The following is a 20155-nucleotide window of genomic DNA, read 5'->3' as shown; positions in this document are numbered from 1 at the left end:
CATGGTCAAGACGCCGAAGACGCGGCACTCGAAGACACAGCGGGGACCGGTGACGATCGAACTGGAACCGGGCGAGGTCTCCCGCATTTCCGAACCGCAGGAAGAGTCCTCCGAGCCCCAGTCCGAGACCCCCACGACACAGGATTCCACAATGGCTGAAAAGACCGCCGCGGCGTCGGACGCCGCGAGCAAACCCGATTTGCAGCCCGAATCCGACGCGCCCGCGGGAGAGCCTGCCGCAACTGCCGCCCAGCAAACCGCCGAAGCCGAAGCGGAAAGGCACGAAGCAGGGGCTTCAGCCCAGCAGCCGGAAAACAGGCGCGGAGGCTTTCCGCCCCTCGTCGCAGGCCTCGTCGGAGGGCTGATCGCCCTCGCGGGTGCCGGCGGGTTGCAATATGCCGGCGTGCTGCCGGCTCCCGGCACGAGCAATGCGACAGCTCCGGCGCTGGATGCGCTGCATTCCGAGCTTGCAGGGATGCGTCAGGACATCGACACGTTGAAGGGTGCCAGCGGCCGGCCGGATTCGCGGGTGACCGGCGAGATCGAGGCGGTGACCCAGTCGCTCGACCAGGTGAAGTCGGACATCGCCAACCTGCGCCAGACCGTCGAGGCTTCGTCGGCCGGCGAGAACGCCGCCGAGGCGCTGGACGGTCGCATCAAGGAGGTCGAGTCGCAACTTGCCGCCTTGCGCGAGCAGGCCGCGCACCAGGCGGCTTCGAGCGACGTCACGGCGATCGGCGAGCGAATCACGGGCCTGGAGACGCAGGAGAAGGCCAACGGCGAGGCTATCACCGCAAGCAGCGGCAAGCTTTCGGCGCTGGAACAGAAGGTCAATGACCTGTCCGGCAAGGTCGAAGCGCTTTCTGGGCAGCCCAAGGTGGCGCTGGCCATCGCCGCATCGGCGCTCAAGTCGGCCGTCGAGCGCGGCGCGCCGTTCGAGGCGGAGCTGGAAACCTTCGCAGCACTTTCGCCCGATGCGCCTGGCCTCGGCGGCTTGCGCGCCTATGCAACGTCGGGCGTGCCGCCGATGGCCGAAATCCTTGGCGAGGCCGACGCGGCGGTCAGGGCGATGATTGCCGCCGGCAGGCCGGTCGACGAGAAGGCCGGCCTTGTCGACAGGCTTCTGAACAGCGCCGCTTCGCTGGTGACGGTGCGGCCGGTCGGCCCCGTCGAAGGCGCCGGCGTGCCGGAGATAGTGGCGCGCATGGAATTCGAGCTGAAGGCCGGCGAACTCGACAAGGCACTGGCCGAGTACAACTCCCTGCCCGAGCCGGCCAAGGAGGCGGGCAGCGCCTTCGCCGACAAGATCCGCGCCCGCGCCGAGGCGCAGAAGCTGGTCGACGAGGCGGTTGCCGGCGCGATGAAGGCATAGGGGGAAGCCGATGATCCGTATCCTCTTCTTCCTCCTGGTCGTGTTCGTGCTCGGGCTGGGCTTTGCCTGGCTCGCCGACCGGCCGGGCGACATGGTCGTCACCTTCAACGGCTATCAGTATGAAGTGAAGCTCATCGTCGCGGCCGTCGCGGTCACGGCAACCGTCGCGGCCGTGATGTTGCTGTGGTGGCTCGCCAAGTCGATCTGGAACAGCCCCTACACCATCGCCCGCTATTTTCGCGTGCGCCGCCGCGACCGCGGCTACCAGGCGCTGTCGACGGGCATGATCGCTGCCGGGTCCGGCGACGCCGAACTGGCGCGCAAGATGAACAGGCAGGCGGCCAAGCTGATCCGCTCCGACCAGGAGCCGTTGATCCAGTTGCTGGACGCGCAAGCCTCGCTTCTGGAAGGCGACCACGAGGCGGCGCGCAGCAAGTTCGAGGCTATGCTGGACGATCCCGAAATGCGGCTTCTTGGATTGCGCGGCCTCTATCTAGAGGCCGAACGGCTTGGGCATCGCGAGGCCGCAAGGCACTATGCCAGTCGCGCGGCCGATGTCGCCCCCCAGCTTGGCTGGGCATCGGAATCGACCATGGAAGAGAAGGTCGAGCGCGGCGACTGGGACGGCGCGCTGAAGCTCGTCGATGCGCAGAAATCCACACGCCACATCGAGCCCGCGGTCGCCAATCGCCGTCGCGCCGTCCTGCTGACGGCAAAGGCCATGTCTTTGCTCGACGCCGACCTGCCGGCGGCGAGGCAGGCGGCCCTCGAAGCCAACCGTCTCGCGCCGGAATTCGCGCCGGCCGCTGCTGTGGCGGCACGCGCCCTGTTCCGCCAGGACGACATCCGCAAGGGCTCCAAAATCATCGAAATGGCATGGAAGGCGGAGCCGCATCCCGAACTTGCCGACCTCTACGTCCACGCACGTGCTGGCGATGCCGTGCTCGACCGCCTGTCGCGGGCGCGCCGGCTGCAGTCACTGAAGCAGAACCATCCCGAATCGTCGCTCGCCGTGGCGCGCGCCGCGCTCGATGCCGGCGAATACGGGACGGCGCGCGAGGAGGCGGAGGCCGCTATCCGCATGCAGCCGCGCGAAAGCGCCTACCTGCTGCTGGCCGATATCGAGGAAGCCGAGACGGGGGATCAGGGCATGGTGCGCCATTTCCTCGCCAAGGCACGGTGGGCGCCGCGCGATCCGGCGTGGGTCGCCGACGGCGTTGCCTCCGAACGCTGGGCACCGACATCGCCGGTGACCGGCAAGCTCGACGCCTTCGAATGGCAGGCGCCGGTCGAGCGACTGGGCCAGCTCATCGATCAGTACGAGGAGGACCTGCCAGTCGCCCCGCGCGCAATCGAGCCTCCGGCGAAGCCCGACGCGGCCGTGGTCGAAGTCTCGCCCGAGCCGGCGGAAGCCGCCCGCGAGCACCACGCCGAAGCGGCTCGGGAAGCCGCCACCGCCCCATTGACCGATGCCGTGGTGGAGGAAATGCCTCAGCCGACGCGACTGCCGGACGACCCCGGCGTGGCGCCGGAGGAAGCCGAGAAAGCGCAGCGACGTTTCCGGCTGTTCTGAGGCCTCTTGCCGCCGGTGCAATTTCGCAAATCCTGTGGCTGCCGCGCGATGGACACATGCGTCGCGAGCACGCTAGCTTCGGCTCGACTTGAAGGAAACACGGATGTTCGAACGCATTCTGTCCTTTCTGAAGGAACTGCCTGCTGGCAGGACCGGCGCCCCCGCTCCTGGTGCCGATGACCCTCGCGTTGCCGCAGCCGCGCTTCTCTACCATGTCGTCGGCGCGGATGGCGTGCGCCAGGATGCCGAACGGGAACGGCTGAAGCAGGTCCTGTCCGAAGCCTATGGCGTCACGGGCCACGAGCTTTCGGCGCTGATCGCCGCCGGCAAGAAGGCCGACGCCGAAGCGGTCGATCTCTACGCGTTCACCAGCGTTCTGGCCCGACATCTGGACGAGGGCGGCCGCGTCGAATTCATCCGGTTGATGTGGGAAGTCGTCTATTCCGACGGCCAGCTGCACGAGCTGGAAGACAACACCATATGGCGCGTGGCCGAGCTGCTCGCCGTCGATCGGCGCGACCGCATCGCCATGCGGCAGCAGGTTGCCAAGGCCGCGGAGCATGATCGTCCCGGCGGTTCCTCGGAAGAATGACCTCCATGCCTGTGATGCAGCCAAGCAGCAGACCGAAAATCCTCGTCGTTCTGCATCAGGAAAGCTCCAGTGCCGGGCGGGTCGGCCATCTTCTCCTGGAAAACGGTTTCGATCTCGACATCCGGCGCCCGCCGCTTGGCGACGATCTGCCCGAGACGCTGGAAGGCCATGCCGGCGCGGTGGTATTCGGCGGGCCGATGAGCGCCAACGACACGGACGACTTCATCCGTCGCGAGACCGACTGGCTCTCGGTGCCGTTGAGGGAGAACCGCCCTCTTCTCGGCATCTGCCTTGGTGCGCAGATGCTGGTCAATCATCTTGGCGGCAGGGTCGAGGGGCACGACGAAGGGCTTGTCGAGATCGGCTGGTATCCGCTGAAGGCGACCGACGAGGGCAAGAAGCTGATGCACTGGCCGGAAATGGTCTATCAGTTCCACCGCGAAGGCTTTTCGCTGCCCTCGGGCGCCACCCTGCTGGCCACTTCGGAAACCTATCCGAATCAGGCCTTCCGCTATGGCGACAACGCCTGGGGCATTCAGTTTCACGCCGAACTCACCCGCATCATGATGCATCGCTGGGTGGTGCGCGGCGCCCACCGATTCGAGCTGCCGGGCGCGCAGCCCGGGCGCGACCATCTCGGCGGCCGGCTGATCTGGGACATGCACCTGAAGCGCTGGCTGGTGGAGTTCCTGCACATGATCTTCGGCACCCCGGCACAGGATCCGACGGCTGGATAGTGCACCTTCAGGTGGACTCGTCGCCCAGCGCGATCAGCACCCCCGCAATCGCCGCGCCGGCGGCTAGGCCGATGGTGAAGCCAAGATTGGGACTGCTCAACACCACGCCGATCGCGGTTCCGACCAGTGCGCAGCCTACCAGGCATATGGCGAACTGCAGCGTATTCATGTCCTTACCTCACGCCTTTGTCCGGGCCAGGTGTGCGGGGCGTTCCGGCGGCAGGTTTGCGAGGGGAATTTTCTTCGATAACGCGCATGGTCACATAGGCCGCCAGCGCTAGCAACAGTATCCGCATCGCCAGGCACCTCCTCTTTGCTGCCCAAGACCAATGTCGGCCGCCGGGGCGGCTCGCGGCGAAGAATTTTGGAACTGTGGCGTGCCGCAATAACTGGCGCGCCCGATGCTGGTTAAGGTTTCAATCGCCAGATGGTTCCCGCTTTTGTGATCTCGTTTCCCGCCGATCCCGGAAAACCAACCGCGTGGCGGCCGAAGCTTCGACCTATGCAGCGCTACGCAACCATCGTGATTTCGGTTAATGTGACGGCTCTGGCGAGGATGCGGCGTCAATGCCGCAGTCACGAAACCGGCAGGCTCCGACGGAGGGAAGATCCGTGCTGGAAAAATACTTCGACCTGAGCGCACAAGGCACGTCGGTCCGAACCGAGGTCATAGCCGGCCTCACCACCTTCCTCACCATGGCCTACATCATGTTCGTCAATCCGGCGATCCTGTCTACCACCGGCATGGACCGCGACGCGGTTTTCGTGGCCACATGCCTTGCGGCAGCGCTCGGCTCGCTCATCATGGCGCTGGTCGCGAAATGGCCGATCGGCATGGCGCCGGGCATGGGGCTCAACGCATTTTTTGCCTTCACCGTTGTCGGCGCGCTCGGCTTTTCCTGGCAGCAGGCGCTCGGTGCCGTCTTCATCTCGGGCGTCATCTTCCTCATACTGACGCTGACCGGCATCCGCAGCTGGCTGATTGCGGGCATCCCGCATTCCATGCGAAGCGCGGTGGCCGCCGGTATCGGGCTGTTCCTGGGCATCGTGGCGCTGAAAAGCTCGGGCATCGTCGTGGCCAACGAAGCCACCTTCGTTGCGATGGGCGACGTGACCGAGACCGGCCCGCTGCTCGCCATTCTGGGCTTCTTCATCATCGCCGCCCTAGACGGGCTCAGGGTGCGCGGCGCAATTCTCATCGGCATCCTCGTGATCACCGCTTTGTCGATGGCGCTCGGCATCAGCCAGTTTCATGGCGTGGTTTCCGCACCGCCCAGCATCGCGCCCACCTTCCTGAAGCTGGACATCGCGGGAGCGCTGCACGCCGGGCTTGTGCACGTCATCCTGGTCTTCGTACTGGTGGAAGTGTTCGACGCCACCGGCACGCTGATCGGCGTGGCCAAGCGCGCCGGCCTGATCGAGGAGGGCAAGCCGAACCGCCTGGGCAAGGCCCTTCTGGCCGACAGCACGGCCATCGTGGCCGGCTCGCTTCTGGGCACCAGCAGCACCACCGCCTATGTGGAAAGCGCTGCCGGCGTCCAGGCCGGCGGGCGCACCGGCCTGACGGCGCTGGTGATTGCGGTGCTGTTCCTGGCGTCGCTGTTCTTCTCGCCCCTGGCGGCGGATGTGTCGGTCTATGCGACCGCACCGGCACTGCTCTATGTGGCCTGCCTCATGGCGCGCGAGCTGGTCGACGTGGAATGGGACGACATAACCGAGGCCACGCCTGCGGCCCTCACGGCCATGATGATGCCATTTACCTATTCGATCGCCAACGGGCTCGCCTTCGGCTTCATCAGCTACGCCGCACTGAAAACCCTCACCGGCCGGCCCGGCCAGGTGCACGCCGCCACGTGGCTGGTCGCGGTGCTGTTCGTCGTGCGCTTTGCCTTCTTTTCGTCATAGCCGAGGCGCGCGGAGGCTCGCGACACATGAACGCACGCGGGCAAGGTAACGGACCGAAAACTTGAACTTGTCGAGGAAAATCGATCCGCTGGTGGAGCTGAGGGGGATCGAACCCCTGACCTCGTCATTGCGAACGACGCGCTCTCCCAGCTGAGCTACAGCCCCATTCAGCAGATGGCGCGCATTTACGGTTGGCCGCGGGTTTCTGTCAAGCAGGTAGTTGGCGCGCAAGCCTGCCCTGCCGCCGGGTCTTGTCGCCCGGGCGCGCAGCCGCTACATCTCGCCAATTCAACGGAGAACGGCATGATCGCCCTCATTCAGACCCTGGTTCTGGCGCTGGACATCTATTGGTGGATTCTCATCGGCGCGGCCATCTTCTCTTGGCTCTACGCCTTCAACGTCGTCAACTCGCGCAACCAGTTCGTCGGCGCGATCGGCAACTTCCTGTTCCGGGCCACCGAGCCGGTGCTGGCGCCGATCCGACGTCTGCTGCCCGATCTCGGCGGCATCGACATCTCGCCGATCATCGTCCTTCTCATCATCTTCTTCCTGCGCCAGTTTCTGCTGACCACGGTGCTGCAGCTGGTCGTCTGACGGGCGCTGGTTTGGCCGGCTTCTTTCGGGTCCACGACAAGGGCGTGGATGTTCATGTGCGCCTGACGCCGCGCTCGTCGAAAGATGCCCTCGAGGGTATCGATACGGCGGCCGACGGCCGTGCGCATCTCGCCGCCCGCGTGCGGGCGGTGCCGGAGAAGGGCGCGGCCAATGCGGCGCTCGAAAAGCTTCTTGCTTCATCCCTGGGGATCGCGCGCAGCGATGTCTCGGTCGTCGCGGGCGGCACGTCGCGGCTGAAGACGGTGCGCCTGACCGGCGATGCCGGCGCCCTGACGGCGAAGCTGGAAGAACTGGCCGGGCGCGGCGCACCCTGACCGGCCCAAGAAAAAGGCCGCTTCGGGCGAAGCGGCCTTTTTCTTGGAGTGAGTGCACGAAAGGGAGATCAGCCCTTCTGCGCGTTGTAGCGCTCGATCGCTTCCACGATCATCTTCTTGGCGTGGGCCGCGTCCTTCCAGCCGCCGATCTTGACCCACTTGCCGGGTTCCAGATCCTTGTAGTGCTCGAAGAAGTGCTGCACCTGCTGCAGTGTGATCTCCGGCAGCTGGTTGTATTCGAACACATTCTCGTAGCGGCGGGTGATGTGCGGCGACGGTACGGCAATAATCTTCTCGTCCTCGCCGGCATTGTCTTCCATTACCAGCACGCCGATGGGGCGCACGCTGATGACGCAGCCCGGAATCAGGGCGCGCGTGTTGCAGACCAGAACGTCGATCGGATCGCCGTCGCCCGACAGGGTATGCGGCACGAAGCCGTAATTGCCCGGGTAGCGCATCGGCGTGTAGAGGAAGCGGTCGACAAACAGCGTGCCGGCTTCCTTGTCCATTTCGTACTTGATCGGCTCGCCGCCGACCGGGACCTCGATGATGACGTTGACGTCTTCCGGCGGATTCTTGCCGGTGGGGATTGCTTCGATGCGCATGGCTGCGTGGTCTCCTTTTCGGCGCAGGAAATAGCTGCCAAGAGCGCCATGCGCAACAGCGGCAAGCTGTCCCCTCGTCTCGATGGCCATGTTTGGGGAAGTGCTCCGGGGTCAGTCCCAGACGAAGGCGACCTTGCGCAGCGCTTTCTGGTCGAAGACCTCGACGCCTTCGGCGACATCGCGGCCGCCGGCGCCTGCGTAGAAGGCCAGCGCATTGTCGTTGTCTTCCAGGGCCCAGACCACCAGCCCCTTCAGCCCATGCCCGGCGAGCTTCTCGCGCGCGGCCGCAAACAGGCGGCTGCCCAGCCCGATGCCCTGATATTCCGGCCGAAGATAGATTTCGTAGATCTCGCCCTGCTGCGGCAACTCGCGGGCGCGGTTGCGCCCCACGGTTGCGTAGCCGGCGATCGTGCCGCCGATCTCCACCACCAGAACCGTCGCCGCGCGGCGAATCGCATTCGCCCACCAGGCGCTTCCGCGACGGTTGATCATCGCCGTCAGCGCCCGGTGCGGAATGATGCCGGCATAGGCGCCCTGCCAGGCCAAATGGTGGACCTCCGCGATCTGCTCAGCGTCGCGTGGTTCGGCCTTGCGTATGTCGATGATCAGCGTGTTCATGATTGATTAACCATAAACCTCCGCCGGTGGACAGGCAAGCAAGAGCTATGCCCGCCAGCAGCCCGATCGCCTCGCGACCGGGCCTCAGATCTCGATCAGATGGTCGTCGAGTTCGTTCACATCGTCCGCGCGGGCGGGGAAGTGAACGGCGAGCAGGCCTCCCACCGCGCCGATCGCCGAAACGAAGCCGTCGGCCAGCCGGTCGCGGCTGGCGTGGCCGACCAGGTCGCGAATCACTGCGTCCCATGCGTGCTGGGGCACGTGCTGGTTGATGCCGCCGTCGGCGACGACCGAGGCGTAGCGCTCGGCCAGAGAGACGAAGATCAGCACGCCGGTGCGGCTTGCGGTGATGTGGACGTTGCGGGCGATGAACTGCCTCAGCGCGTTTTCGTGGGCACGGCGATAGCGAACCCTGCGCGGCACGAACCACAGGCGGGAAGCCGGCGCCACCCAGAGCAGGGCCAGCGCCGCGGCGGCTGCCAGCAGCTGCGCGGCAACGAAGACCGGCAGGCGAAGGCTGATCCACCAATATTCAAGCGCCAGGGCCAGCGGCAGGCTGAGCAGCAGGATGGCGCCGAGCACGAAACAGGCCGCGGGAAAGAAATAGCTGCCGCTGGAGCGGGCGACCACGCAGTAGATTTCGCCCGCGGTCTTCCTTTCGGCCTCGCGGATTGCGGCGGCGATGCGCGCATGCTCCTCCGGCTTCATGGCTTGGTGCGTCCTTTTCATTCACCAGCTCCCCGAAGAGCCGCCGCCGCCAGACGAACCGCCGCCGCCGGAAAAGCCGCCACCACCCGACCAGCCCCCGCCGCCGCCGGACCAACCGCCGCCGGACCAGCCGCCGGAGGAGCCGCGAGAGTTGTAGTTGAAATCCATGCCGAGCCAGCGATAGCGGCCGGGCGCGATTCGGCGGCCGAACATGCGCGGCAGCACCGCCATGGCGAAGCCGCCGAAGAACAGCGTGGCCCAGATGATTATGAACAGCAGGGCGAATATATCGACCGGCTCCGATTGTTCGGCCTGGTTGCGCTTGGCGCGCGCCTCAAGCTCCGCGGCGTTGCCCTCCAGCACCATGATGATGTCGTCCACGGCCTTGGTGATGCCGCCGGAAAAGTCGCCGGCGCGGAAGGCCGGCACCATGGTGTTCTCGATGATGAGCCGGGTGTGCAGGTCGGTCAGCGTGCCTTCAAGGCCGTATCCAACCTCGATGCGCATCTTGCGGTCGGCCTTGGCGACCAGGAGCAATACGCCGTTGTTTTCGCTGGCCTGGCCCAGCTTCCAGGCACGGAACAGGCGGTTGGCATAGGGTTCGATGGCCTCGCCGCCGAGGCTGTCAATGGTGGCTACGACGATCTGGTCGGAGGACTTCTTCTCGAAGCCTGCAAGCTTCTGGTCGAGCGCGGCGCGAGCGGCCGGCGTCATCATGCCGGCATTGTCGACCACGCGGCCGGTGAGAGCAGGCAATTCGGCGGCCTGCACGAAGGCGCAGAAGAACAAGGCCAGTAGCATGAACAGGACGGGAGCGAGCCGGCGCCATGGCCATGCCCCGGCGCCGGCCGAAGTCCGCGCCTTCAAAACCCTGGGCCGATCGATTGCGGCGTCTGCCTTCATGCTAGTTGAAATTGACCTTCGGCGCCTCGATCTTGTCCTCGAGAACCGTGAAGTTCTGGAACGGCTGGGCGTCGGTGAACCAGAGCTTTGCCCACAGGATCGACGGGAAGGTCTTCAGCGTGGTGTTGTAGACCCGCACCGCCTCGATGTAGTCGCGCCGCGCAACGGCGATGCGGTTTTCGGTGCCTTCCAGCTGCGCCTGAAGGGCGAGGAAATTCTGGTTGGCCTTCAGGTCGGGATAGTTCTCGGTGACCGCAAGCAGGCGCGAAAGCGCGCTGGTCAGGCCGGACTGGCTTTCCTGGAAGGCCTTGAACTTTTCCGGATCGTTTAGCGCCTCCGGCGGCAACACGGTCTGCGTTGCCTTGGCGCGCGCCGAGACCACCGCGTCCAGCGTGGCCTTTTCATGCGAGGCATAGCCTTTGACCGTCTCGACCAGGTTGGGAATCAGGTCGGCGCGGCGCTGGTACTGGTTCAGCACCTCGCTCCAGGCCGCCTTGGCGTGTTCCTCCTGGGTGGGGATCGTGTTGTAGCCGCACCCCGCCAGAAGCGGCAGCATGACCGCCATCACAACAAAAGCCGAAAGAGAGCGGATGGACGGGAGCGGCAGGCGCTGGGCGAACATGGAACATCCTCTGGTTCATGACCGGGCAGTCAAAAAGTAGCACAGTTGCCACGCAAGGAAATGGCCTGGTCTGCGCATCGCATCCGAGCTCGGCGAATCACGCCGATTGCGCATTGTCACGGGTTGGGTCGTGCCGGTAGAATTCGCCCCGGAAAGAGGTCCGGACCGTGACACAGCGAGGCAGCAACGATGCCGACGAATCGCGACGCATACTCGACCGCGTCGCTCGGGAGGGCGGCAGTGGCGGTGCGTCGGCTGTCTCGCGCACAGCCCAACGGGCCAAGGACCATTTCTCCGGCGCGGATGTCGACCGCGACGACCGCGTCGAATACTGGGGCACGCGCATCGGCCGCCTGCTCGGACTGCTGATATGCGCCGGACTTCTGGTCTGGCTGGTAATTTTCCTGCTGCGGGGCGCCTGAACCCATGACATCCGAAACCGCCGACACGCCGCGCGCTGTCATCGTCATCTCCAGCCATGTCGCGCGTGGCTCGGTGGGCAATCGCGCCGCGGTTTTCGCGCTGGAGACGCTGGGCTATCCCGTCTGGGCGGTGCCCACTGTCATCCTGCCCTGGCACCCCGGACACGGCCGGGCAACGCGCATCGTGCCGCAGCCGGGCGAATTCGCCGCACTGATGAAGGACCTCGAAAACGCGCCCTGGCTGGGCGAGGTGGCCGGCGTGCTGTCCGGCTATCTCGGCAACGCCGAGCAGGCGGCGGCAGTGGCCTCGCTGGTCGCGGCGGTGCGTGCGAGGAACCCGAACGCACTCTATGTCTGCGACCCGGTGATGGGCGACCTCGGCGGCCTCTACGTGTCCGAGGCGCACGCAGCCGCCTTGCGCGACACGCTGCTGCCGCTTGCCGACATCGCCACGCCCAATCGCTACGAGCTCGAATGGATCGTCGGTGCCAAGCTCGATAGCGTCCGCGCCGTGGTGGAAGCCGCCATGCATGTCGGGCCGGCCAACATGCTGGTGACCTCGGCTCCTGCCATGATGGCCGGCAGCACCGGCAATCTTCTTGTCACCCCCACTTCGGCGCTGCTTGCAGAACACCGCATCATCGAGCGCCCGCCCAACGGGCTCGGCGATCTGACCGGCGCTGTCTTCATGGCGCGCCTGCTGGGCGGGCAGACGATGGAGGCGGCGCTGCGCTCGACCACCGCTTCGGTGTTCGAGATCCTTGCACGCACCGCCAAGCGCGGCGGCGACGAATTGCAGCTCGAAACGGATGCACAGAGCCTGTCGCATCCGATGGCGATGGTGCACCTGCGCCATCTACTGCATCCGGGCCGCGACAAGCGGGCGTGAGCGGGGTTGCGACCCAAAGGGCCGTCGCCGGGGTCGACGGCTGCAAGGCAGGCTGGATCGCGGTGTCCCGAATTCCGGGCGAGCAGGTTGCAGCAACGGTGTTCGCGACCTTTGCCGATCTGGTCGCGGCCCTTCCTGCCGATGCCGCGATCGCCGTGGACATGCCAATCGGCCTGCCGGCGTTTTCATCCCGCGGCGGCCGCGGGCCGGAAGCCCTGGTGCGGCCGCTGCTGGGACAACGGCAATCGAGCGTCTTCTCAATTCCCTCACGCGCCGCGCTCTATGCCCAAACGGACGGCTTCACCACGCTGGACGCCTGGTATGAAGCTCATCGCGAGGCGAGTGTCGTGGCGCGCGCCACGTCGAGCCCGCCTCGCGGCGTTTCCATCCAGGCCTTTGGCATTTTCTCGAAGATACGGGAACTTGACGCGCTGTTGATCGCGCGGCCCGAACTGCGCGGCCGGGTCATCGAATCGCATCCGGAGGTGGCGTTCTGGCAGCTGAACGGGCGGCGCGCCATGTCCCTGCCCAAGAAGGTCAAGGGTCGTGTCAACGCTCCCGGCATTGAAGTGCGCAAGGCGCTGCTTGCCCGTCAGGAACTGGCGCGCGGCCTTCTCGACCAGGCACCGCCGCGTGGCGCGGCGGAAGACGATTTCCTCGACGCCGCGGCGGTGATGCTGGTGGCTGCGCGCTTCTCCCGCGGCGAGGCCATCTGCTTTCCTGACCCGCCCGGCTCGGACGAGCACGGGCTGCCGGTCGCCATCTGGGCGTAAAAAAGCAGGCGCGCGCGGCCCGTATTTGCGTTGATCAGCGGCGGCTTTGGCTTTAATGCGGTTTTTCATGACCCATCTGCCCAAAAAGCTGCTCGCCGGTTATCGCAACTTCATGAACGGCCCTTTCCAGACGGAAACCAGCCGTTATCGCGAGCTTGCCCGACAGGGCCAATCGCCCGAAACGCTTGTGATCGCCTGCTGCGATTCGCGCGCGGCGCCGGAAATCATCTTCGGGGCGGGGCCGGGCGAACTGTTTGTGCTGCGCAACGTGGCCAATCTGGTGCCGCCCTATGCGCCGGACGGGCAATATCACTCGACTTCGGCCGCGCTGGAATTTGCCGTGCAGGCGCTCAAGGTCAAGAACATCGTCGTCATGGGCCACGGCCGCTGCGGCGGCATCAAGGCCGCGCTGAACACCGATGCAGCACCGCTCTCGCCGGGCGATTTCATCGGCCAGTGGATGGGCCTTCTGGCCCCGGCCGCGGAGGCCGTTTCCGGCAATATTCTGATGACCGCGACCGAGCGCCAGACCTCGCTGGAACGCATCTCGATCCGCTATTCCATAGCAAATCTCAGGACGTTCCCTTGCGTGCGCATCCTGGAGGAGAAGGGCCGGCTCACCCTCTATGGAGCCTGGTTCGACATCTCCACCGGCGAACTCTGGGTCATGAACAAGGAAACCGGCGATTTCGAGCGGCCCGAAGTGGATTGAGTCGGGCGCGGCACTGTTCGCGCCTAGTTGCCGGTTCTGAAGTGGCTTGATGGCTCGGCCAGCCTGCGCCAGATGCTCCAGGAGACAATGGCCACCAGCCCCATCGTCGGGATGATCGTCGCCATGGCGGTAACCGGATCGCCGATCAGCGCGGCACATGCCCCGCCGAGCAGGCCGGTGCCCATCTGCAGAAAGCCCAGGACGGCGGAAGCCGCACCGGCGCTTCTGGGGAAGGGAGCCATCGCCGCAGTGCTCATGGCCGGCGTGACGAAGGCGATGCCGAAGGCGTAGACGCCCACGGGGCCCATCACGCCAAGGAATGTCGGCTCGTACAGCTTCAACCCCAGTGCAAGCACCAGGCTGGCCGTGCCGATGCAGGCAAGGCCGACAGGTACCAGGCGGAACGCGCCGAAGCGGCCAATGAGGGTGCGCAGCACCACCGAACCAAATATGTAGCTGAGCGACTGGATCAGCATGGCCGCGCCGAACTTGGTCGGCGTGAGGCCGATGCGCTCCATGAGGATGAAGGGCAGCACCGATGCCTGGGCGTAGATCGCTCCCGCGCTTCCTGCCATGGCCAGGCTCGCCAGCATGAAATAGGGCGTGGTGATGATCGTGCCGTAGGTCGCGGCCAACTGCCTGGGGCGAAGCCGCGAGGCGTCGCGCACCACCGTCTCCCGCATTGTGACGAAAGTGACGAGCACGATGAGCCCTCCCATCCCCACCATCAGCAGGAAAATGGCGTGCCAACCGAAAAGCTGCATGGTGAAGCCGCCAATCGTAGGCGAAAAGGCCGGCCCTATCGCCAGGATGATGCCGATCAGGTTCATGATCCGGGCGGAACGTTCATGGGTGAAGATGTCGCGAACCAGGGCACGCGAAATCGCAACACCGACAGCGGCGCCAACGCCCTGCAGGAAACGCGCCAGGATCAGCAGCTCGATGGTCGGCGAGAGCAGGGCGAAAACGCTGCCGGCAAGGTAGATGACCATGAAGGCCACCGTGATCGGGCGTCTGCCGTAGGCATCCGACAGCGGGCCGCAGACGAGCTGGGCGAAGGCAAAGCCGCCGAAATAGAGCGACAGGGTCATCTTCACCGCCGCTTCGGTGGTGCCGAACGCGCGAACGATCTCAGGCATGGCCGGCGTGAAGAGTGACATCGAAATCGGCCCGATCGCGGCCAGCATGCCGCCGATCAGGGCTACGCGCCGCTCGCTCATGATGGCGGCCGGTGTCGGGAATGCCTGCATGTTCATGTGTTGGCGTCTTCCTTGGAGCCCAATGCGGACTTTGCCGCCGTGAGGCTGGCGCGAATGGTCTTCAGCATTTCGAGCAGGCGGTCCCAATCCTCGGCGTCAATGCCTTGCGAGGCATCGCCGCGCAATGCGAGGCTGATCGGCGCCATGCGCTCCAGCATCTCGCTCCCGGCGTCAGTGACATGGACGAGCTTGGCGCGGCGGTCGGCCGGGTCGGGCTGCCGCTCGACAAGCCCCTGGGCTTCCAGGCGGTCGAGCGAACTGCTCAGCGTCATTGCTTCAACGCCGATCTGCTCAGCCAACACGTTCTGGCGAACGGTGCCGGCGCGAGCGGCGTGCGAGAGCGTGCGGCCTTCGCTCGGTGTCAGGCCGAGACCGGCCTCGCCGATCCGCCTGTCCATCTCGGCACGAATCAGCCGGGCCACGTCGGTGATGAGGAAGCCGAAGCTGTCCGGGTTTACCTTGTATGGCATGGAAATACTAAATCCCCCTTATTATCACCCTTCCTTAGGAAGTCCGTTGTCGGCCGTCAAGAGTTGCACCCGGCAGGTTGCCACCTTACATCGAAGCCTGGTTGCCGGTTCCGGCCGGTGCCTCCCGCCGAGAATGTCCGACCATAAGGAAAAAGCCGCCAATGCCGTCCGAGACCGCTGTCGATCTGAAAAGCCATCCGCTCACGCTGTGGAACGGTCCGCTCGGGCTGCCGGATTTTTCGCGCATCGGCGACGGCGATTTCGCCTCGGTATTCGATGCAGCGCTGAAGGCGCATGAGGCCGAGATCTCGGAGATCGCCGGCAATGCGGAGACCCCGACGATCGAGAATACGCTTGCGGCGCTAGAGCTTTCGGGCGATGCGCTGGACCGCGTCTCGGCGATCTTCTGGTGCCGGGCCGGTGCACACACCAACCCGACCATCCAGGCGCTGGAACGCGACATCTCGCCGAAGATGGCGAGGCACTATTCGGCGATCTCGATGAACGAGAAGCTGTTCGCCCGCATCGACGACCTCTACCAGCGCCGCGACACGCTTGGGCTGGATGCCGAGACGCTTCGCGTGCTGGAGCGCAGCTGGAAAGGTTTCGTCCGCGCCGGTGCCAAGCTGGATGCGGAGGGCAAGAAGCGGCTGGCCGCAATCAACGAGGAGCTTGCCTCGCTCGGCGCCCAATTCGGCCAGAACGTGCTCGCCGACGAAAGCGACTGGGCAATGTTCCTCGACGAAGGCGACCTTGCCGGCCTGCCGGACTTTTTGAAGAGCGCCATGGCGCAAGCCGCCGAGATGCGCGGCCAGAAGGGCCGGTACGCGGTCACGCTGTCGCGCTCGATCTACGAGCCCTTCACGACGTTTTCCGAGCGCCGCGACCTGCGTGAAAAGGCCTTCCGGGCCTTCACCATGCGCGGCGAGAACGGCGGCAAGGCTGACAACAGCAAAGTGGTCAAGACCACGCTCAAGCTGCGGGCCGAAAAGGCGAAGCTGCTCGGCTACGAGAACTATGCCGCGCTCAAGCTCGACGACACCATGGCCAAGACGCCGTCGGCGGTCATGGCGCTGCTGGAGCCGGTGTGGGACAAGGCGCGCGAGAAGGCGGCGGCCGACGAGGCCGAACTGCAGCGCATCGCCGCTTCCGGCGGCAGCAACGAAAAGCTCGCTGCCTGGGACTGGCGCTTCTACCAGGAAAAGCTGCGGGCCGAGAAATACGCCTTCGACGAGGCGGAGCTGAAGCCCTATCTCCAGCTCGAGCGCGTCATCGACGCCTGTTTCGACGTAGCCAACCGCCTGTTCGGCATCAGCTTCGTGGAAAAGAAGGGCATTCCCGGCTGGCATCCGGACGTGCGCGTCTTCGAAGTGAAGAACGCCGACGGCAGCGACCGGGCCTTGTTCCTCGCCGATTATTTCGCGCGGCCGTCGAAGCGCTCCGGCGCCTGGATGAGCTCGCTGCAGTCGGGGTATAGGCTGGGCGACGGCTCCAGCCCGATCATCTACAACATCATGAATTTCGCCAAGCCCGCCGAAGGCGAGCCGGCGCTCTTGTCGCTCGACGAGGCCAAGACCCTGTTCCACGAGTTCGGCCACGCCTTGCATGGCATGCTCACCGACGTAACCTGGCCGTCCGTCTCGGGCACTTCGGTGTCGCGCGACTTCGTCGAGCTGCCCTCTCAGCTCTACGAGCACTGGCTGACGGTGCCGCAAGTACTGGAACAACATGCCCTGCATTTCAAGACCGGCGAGCCGATGCCCAAGGAACTGCTCGACAAGATGCTGGCGGCAAAAACCTTCGGCGCCGGCTTCAACACGGTCGAGTTCACCTCCTCGGCGCTGGTCGACATGGCCTATCATGCGCGCGCCGACGCGCCGGAAGATCCGCTCGGCTTCGAGGCCGAGACGCTGAAAGCGCTCGGCATGCCGGACGCCATCGTCATGCGCCATCGCACGCCGCATTTCCAGCACGTGTTCTCGGGCGACGGCTATTCGGCCGGCTACTACTCCTACATGTGGTCGGAGGTGCTCGATGCCGACGCCTTTGCGGCCTTCGAGGAGACGGGCAATGCCTTCGATCCGGCCATGGCCGAGCGGTTGCGCAAACATATCTATTCGGCCGGCGGTTCGGCCGACCCGGAAGAGCTCTACACCGCCTTCCGCGGCAAGATGCCGACGCCCGACGCCATGATGGAGAAGCGCGGCCTTGTGTGACTTGGCCCGTGGGTGCTTCGACGCCTCCAGCGCTGGCGCCGGCCCGTTTCGAAGGGCCGTTTTTCATCCGCCCCTTTCGCAATTGCGAAAAACCATGTAAGAGCGCGCCCAAGTGAAACGCGGGGCGTCGCCTGGCTGGCGCCCGCCAACCCTCCTCGGACCCCCATATGAAACTCCGCAATATCGCGATTATCGCGCACGTCGACCATGGCAAGACAACCTTGGTCGATGCGCTCCTGAAGCAATCCGGCTCCGTGCGTGACAACCAGCGCGTCGCCGAGCGCGTGATGGACTCGGGCGATATCGAAAAGGAACGCGGCATCACCATCCTGGCCAAGGCAACTTCGGTCGAATGGAAGGGTACCCGCATCAATATCGTCGACACGCCCGGTCACGCCGACTTCGGCGGCGAGGTCGAACGCATCCTCAACATGGTCGACGGCGCCATCGTGCTGGTCGACTCTGCCGAAGGCCCGATGCCGCAGACCAAGTTCGTGGTTGGCAAGGCGCTGAAGGTCGGCCTTCGCCCGATCGTGGCGATCAACAAGATCGACCGTCCGGACGCCCGCCACAACGAGGTCATCAACGAAGTGTTCGACCTCTTCGCTGCCCTCGATGCCACCGACGAGCAGCTCGACTTCCCAATCCTGTACGGCTCCGGCCGCGACGGCTGGATGGCCGCCAACCCCGAAGGTCCGCAGGACGAGGGCCTGGCGCCTCTGTTCGACCTGGTGCTCAAGCATGTGCCGGAGCCCAAGGTGGCCGAAGGTCCGTTCCGCATGATCGGCACCATCCTCGAGGCCAATCCGTTCCTCGGCCGCATTATCACCGGTCGCATCGAGGCCGGCACGCTTAAGCCCAACCAGTCGGTCAAGGTGCTGCACCATGACGGCACGCTTCTGGAAAACGGTCGCGTGTCGAAGATCCTCGCCTTCCGCGGTATCGAGCGCCAGCCGATCGACGAAGCGCAGGCCGGCGACATCGTCGCCATTGCGGGCCTGTCCAAGGGCACGGTCGCCGATACCTTCTGCGATCCGGCGGTTTCCGAGCCGATGCTGGCTCAGCCCATCGATCCGCCGACGGTGACGATGTCCTTCCTCGTCAACGACTCGCCGCTCGCCGGCACCGAGGGCGACAAGGTGACGAGCCGCGTCATCCGCGATCGCCTGCTGAAGGAAGCCGAAGGCAGTGTCGCGCTGAAGATCGAGGAATCGGCCGACAAGGATTCCTTCTATGTCTCGGGCCGCGGTGAGCTTCAGCTTGCCGTTCTCATCGAGACCATGCGCCGCGAAGGTTTCGAGCTTGCCGTGTCGCGTCCGCGCGTCGTCATGCAGAAGGACGAGGCCGGCCAGCTGCTCGAGCCGGTCGAGGAAGTCGTCATCGACGTAGACGAAGAACATGCCGGCGTCGTCGTGCAGAAGATGAGCGAGCGCAAGGCCGAGATGGTCGAGCTGAAGCCGTCCGGCGGCAACCGCCAGCGCCTCGTCTTCCATGCGCCGACCCGCGGCCTCATCGGCTATCAGTCGGAACTCCTGACCGACACGCGCGGCACGGCGGTGATGAACCGGCTGTTCCACTCTTACCAGCCCTTCAAGGGCGAGCTGCCGGGGCGCACCAATGGCGTGCTGATCTCCAACGAGCAGGGCGAGGCCGTGGCCTATGCGTTGTGGAACCTTGAGGATCGCGGCCCGATGGTCATCGACGCCGGCGTCAAGGTCTACCAGGGCATGATCATCGGCATTCACTCCCGCGACAACGACCTCGAGGTCAATGTGCTCAAGGGCAAGAAGCTCACCAACATCCGCGCCGCCGGCAAAGACGAGGCGGTGAAGCTGACGCCGCCGATTCGGATGACGCTGGAGCGTGCGCTTGCCTGGATCCAGGACGACGAACTGGTCGAGGTGACGCCGAAGTCGATTCGTCTGCGCAAGCTTTATCTCGATCCGAACGATCGCAAGCGCTTCGAGAAGGCCAAGACCGCCGGCGCGGCCTAGGCACGTCATCGAAAGAGAAAAGGCTCCCCTATTAGTGCGGGAGCGGAAAACGCGGGGCAGGTCCCCGCGTTTTTGTTTTTGGGAATCGCCCGAGGCCGGGCCCTCGACGAGCTGCGAATCGCCCGGCCCGACAGAATCGCCGGCAACGCGGCGCCGATTCGCTGCAAATCATCGATCGTGTGAATCGCGGCCCAACGAATCGAAACGTTCTTTCGGCCTTCACTCATGATTCCCTGGCTGCCGGGGCGCCGCCTGCGAGCCATATCTCTACTGGGAGCCATTAGGAGTGCCCGCGAACTGGCAAGGGTTTCGGCCAGGCTCGCGGGAATGGCACGGTACTCTCTCTACTGTTCGGGCTCGAATCATCCGGGTGCCCGATTGGCCGGTATTCGGGGCCGACCCCCAATCAAATCATCGGTTGAGATTCGCAGCGCAGAATAAGCATGGCGGAGGAACGGGGCCTGGACATGGATTGAGCGGTTCTCCGGCTCTTATCCATGATCCCTGGCCGCCCGGCACGACCGCCAACCGTCTCTCTCTATAGGAAGCAGCGGGGGCGCGGGCAGACAGGCCCGCATTTCTGCCGTCAGGCACCCGACGAAATGCTGTGGCGTGGCGATCCGGATCGTCGGCAGCGAGGTGATTTGCCAAAATCCAGCGCCCGATTCCCTCGTCACAACGGAGAAACATGTCTGTTTGTCCCCGGGGATGGGAACGGAAGCAGGCCTGGTGCGGGCACACCGTTCGACCTTACGCAGGGTTTTGCTGGGTTGTCTGGATTTTGTCGCAAAAAATTCAAAAAAGGCGAAAAAGGTCGTTGACAGTCTGCGAGGGTGGGGCCTATATACGCCTCAAC

At 65.1% G+C, this 20155-nt stretch carries 21 protein-coding genes and 1 tRNA gene; 13 read left to right on the top strand and 9 right to left on the bottom strand.

Annotated features, from left to right (window positions below):
• Window position 1: 1 nt before the first annotated feature.
• From AC3A4H_RS14615 to AC3A4H_RS14600, 4 genes are all read left to right on the top strand, one after another.
• Window positions 2-1372: a COG4223 family protein gene (locus tag AC3A4H_RS14615; protein ID WP_487767334.1), complete on the top strand. Its 1371-nt coding sequence runs from the start codon at window positions 2-4 to the stop codon at window positions 1370-1372.
• Window positions 1373-1382: 10 nt separating this feature from the next.
• The gene (locus AC3A4H_RS14610; protein WP_487767333.1) at window positions 1383-2945 is read left to right on the top strand and encodes a heme biosynthesis HemY N-terminal domain-containing protein; all 1563 of its coding nucleotides are present in this window, start codon (window positions 1383-1385) and stop codon (window positions 2943-2945) included.
• 103 nt (window positions 2946-3048) lie between these two features.
• Complete coding sequence (locus AC3A4H_RS14605) at window positions 3049-3537, top strand: tellurite resistance TerB family protein (protein ID WP_487767332.1); 489 nt, start codon at window positions 3049-3051, stop codon at window positions 3535-3537.
• Window positions 3538-3542: 5 nt separating this feature from the next.
• Entirely contained in the window at window positions 3543-4274 is a 732-nt protein-coding gene (locus tag AC3A4H_RS14600; protein ID WP_487767331.1) for a glutamine amidotransferase, read from the top strand.
• A 7-nt stretch (window positions 4275-4281) separates the two neighbouring features.
• On the opposite strand, the gene AC3A4H_RS14595 is transcribed toward AC3A4H_RS14600, so the two are convergent.
• Entirely contained in the window at window positions 4282-4443 is a 162-nt protein-coding gene (locus AC3A4H_RS14595; protein WP_348778626.1) for a hypothetical protein, read from the bottom strand.
• 443 nt (window positions 4444-4886) lie between these two features.
• On the opposite strand from AC3A4H_RS14595, the gene AC3A4H_RS14590 reads away from it, so the two are divergent.
• Window positions 4887-6179 (top strand): NCS2 family permease, encoded by a 1293-nt coding sequence (locus tag AC3A4H_RS14590; protein WP_487767330.1) that lies wholly within the window; start codon window positions 4887-4889, stop codon window positions 6177-6179.
• 89 nt (window positions 6180-6268) lie between these two features.
• Here AC3A4H_RS14590 and AC3A4H_RS14585 read toward each other — a convergent pair.
• Window positions 6269-6344, bottom strand: a tRNA-Ala gene (locus AC3A4H_RS14585).
• Window positions 6345-6482: 138 nt separating this feature from the next.
• Here AC3A4H_RS14585 and AC3A4H_RS14580 point away from each other — a divergent pair.
• Entirely contained in the window at window positions 6483-6773 is a 291-nt protein-coding gene (locus AC3A4H_RS14580) for a YggT family protein (protein WP_348778624.1), read from the top strand.
• 11 nt (window positions 6774-6784) lie between these two features.
• Window positions 6785-7108: a DUF167 family protein gene (locus AC3A4H_RS14575; protein WP_487767329.1), complete on the top strand. Its 324-nt coding sequence runs from the start codon at window positions 6785-6787 to the stop codon at window positions 7106-7108.
• Between the two features lie 68 nt (window positions 7109-7176).
• On the opposite strand, the gene ppa is transcribed toward AC3A4H_RS14575, so the two are convergent.
• The 5 genes from ppa to AC3A4H_RS14550 form a co-directional block, all read right to left on the bottom strand.
• Window positions 7177-7713: an inorganic diphosphatase gene (ppa, locus tag AC3A4H_RS14570; protein WP_348778622.1), complete on the bottom strand. Its 537-nt coding sequence runs from the start codon at window positions 7711-7713 to the stop codon at window positions 7177-7179.
• A 111-nt stretch (window positions 7714-7824) separates the two neighbouring features.
• Complete coding sequence (locus AC3A4H_RS14565; RefSeq protein ID WP_348778621.1) at window positions 7825-8331, bottom strand: GNAT family N-acetyltransferase; 507 nt, start codon at window positions 8329-8331, stop codon at window positions 7825-7827.
• A gap of 84 nt (window positions 8332-8415) precedes the next feature.
• Entirely contained in the window at window positions 8416-9060 is a 645-nt protein-coding gene (locus AC3A4H_RS14560) for a TPM domain-containing protein (protein ID WP_487767328.1), read from the bottom strand.
• Window positions 9061-9840 carry a TPM domain-containing protein gene (locus tag AC3A4H_RS14555; RefSeq protein WP_487767327.1) on the bottom strand — a complete coding sequence of 260 codons (780 nt, stop codon included), beginning with the start codon at window positions 9838-9840 and terminating at the stop codon, window positions 9061-9063.
• A gap of 103 nt (window positions 9841-9943) precedes the next feature.
• Window positions 9944-10564: a LemA family protein gene (locus AC3A4H_RS14550; RefSeq protein ID WP_487767326.1), complete on the bottom strand. Its 621-nt coding sequence runs from the start codon at window positions 10562-10564 to the stop codon at window positions 9944-9946.
• A 167-nt stretch (window positions 10565-10731) separates the two neighbouring features.
• Between AC3A4H_RS14550 and AC3A4H_RS14545 the strand changes: the two genes are divergently transcribed.
• The 4 genes from AC3A4H_RS14545 to AC3A4H_RS14530 all read left to right on the top strand — a co-directional run bounded on the left by AC3A4H_RS14545 (window position 10732) and on the right by AC3A4H_RS14530 (window position 13360).
• Window positions 10732-10986 carry a hypothetical protein gene (locus AC3A4H_RS14545; RefSeq protein ID WP_487767325.1) on the top strand — a complete coding sequence of 85 codons (255 nt, stop codon included), beginning with the start codon at window positions 10732-10734 and terminating at the stop codon, window positions 10984-10986.
• Window positions 10987-10990: 4 nt separating this feature from the next.
• Window positions 10991-11875 carry a pyridoxal kinase PdxY gene (gene pdxY, locus AC3A4H_RS14540; RefSeq protein WP_487767324.1) on the top strand — a complete coding sequence of 295 codons (885 nt, stop codon included), beginning with the start codon at window positions 10991-10993 and terminating at the stop codon, window positions 11873-11875.
• On the top strand, window positions 11872-12648 hold the full coding sequence (locus AC3A4H_RS14535; RefSeq protein WP_487767323.1) for a DUF429 domain-containing protein: 777 nt from the start codon (window positions 11872-11874) through the stop codon (window positions 12646-12648). Before pdxY ends, AC3A4H_RS14535 begins: the two co-directional genes overlap by 4 nt.
• 67 nt (window positions 12649-12715) lie before the next feature.
• Window positions 12716-13360 (top strand): carbonic anhydrase, encoded by a 645-nt coding sequence (locus AC3A4H_RS14530; protein ID WP_487767322.1) that lies wholly within the window; start codon window positions 12716-12718, stop codon window positions 13358-13360.
• Window positions 13361-13383: 23 nt separating this feature from the next.
• Here AC3A4H_RS14530 and AC3A4H_RS14525 read toward each other — a convergent pair whose 3' ends face one another.
• The gene (locus tag AC3A4H_RS14525) at window positions 13384-14616 is read right to left on the bottom strand and encodes a multidrug effflux MFS transporter (RefSeq protein ID WP_487767321.1); all 1233 of its coding nucleotides are present in this window, start codon (window positions 14614-14616) and stop codon (window positions 13384-13386) included.
• Complete coding sequence (locus tag AC3A4H_RS14520; protein WP_487767320.1) at window positions 14613-15089, bottom strand: MarR family winged helix-turn-helix transcriptional regulator; 477 nt, start codon at window positions 15087-15089, stop codon at window positions 14613-14615. Before AC3A4H_RS14520 ends, AC3A4H_RS14525 begins: the two co-directional genes overlap by 4 nt.
• 161 nt (window positions 15090-15250) lie before the next feature.
• Here AC3A4H_RS14520 and AC3A4H_RS14515 point away from each other — a divergent pair, with 161 nt between their 5' ends.
• A complete protein-coding gene (locus AC3A4H_RS14515) occupies window positions 15251-17305 on the top strand; it encodes a M3 family metallopeptidase (protein WP_487767319.1) in 2055 nt (684 codons plus the stop codon).
• 167 nt (window positions 17306-17472) lie between these two features.
• Window positions 17473-19299: a translational GTPase TypA gene (typA, locus tag AC3A4H_RS14510; protein WP_348778612.1), complete on the top strand. Its 1827-nt coding sequence runs from the start codon at window positions 17473-17475 to the stop codon at window positions 19297-19299.
• Window positions 19300-20155 lie beyond the last annotated feature (856 nt).

It is taken from the genome of Pseudaminobacter sp. Soil_N_29 (genome assembly GCF_057656055.1).
Note: the sequence above shows the minus strand (reverse complement) of the source record. Positions and strands in the feature narration are given on the sequence as shown.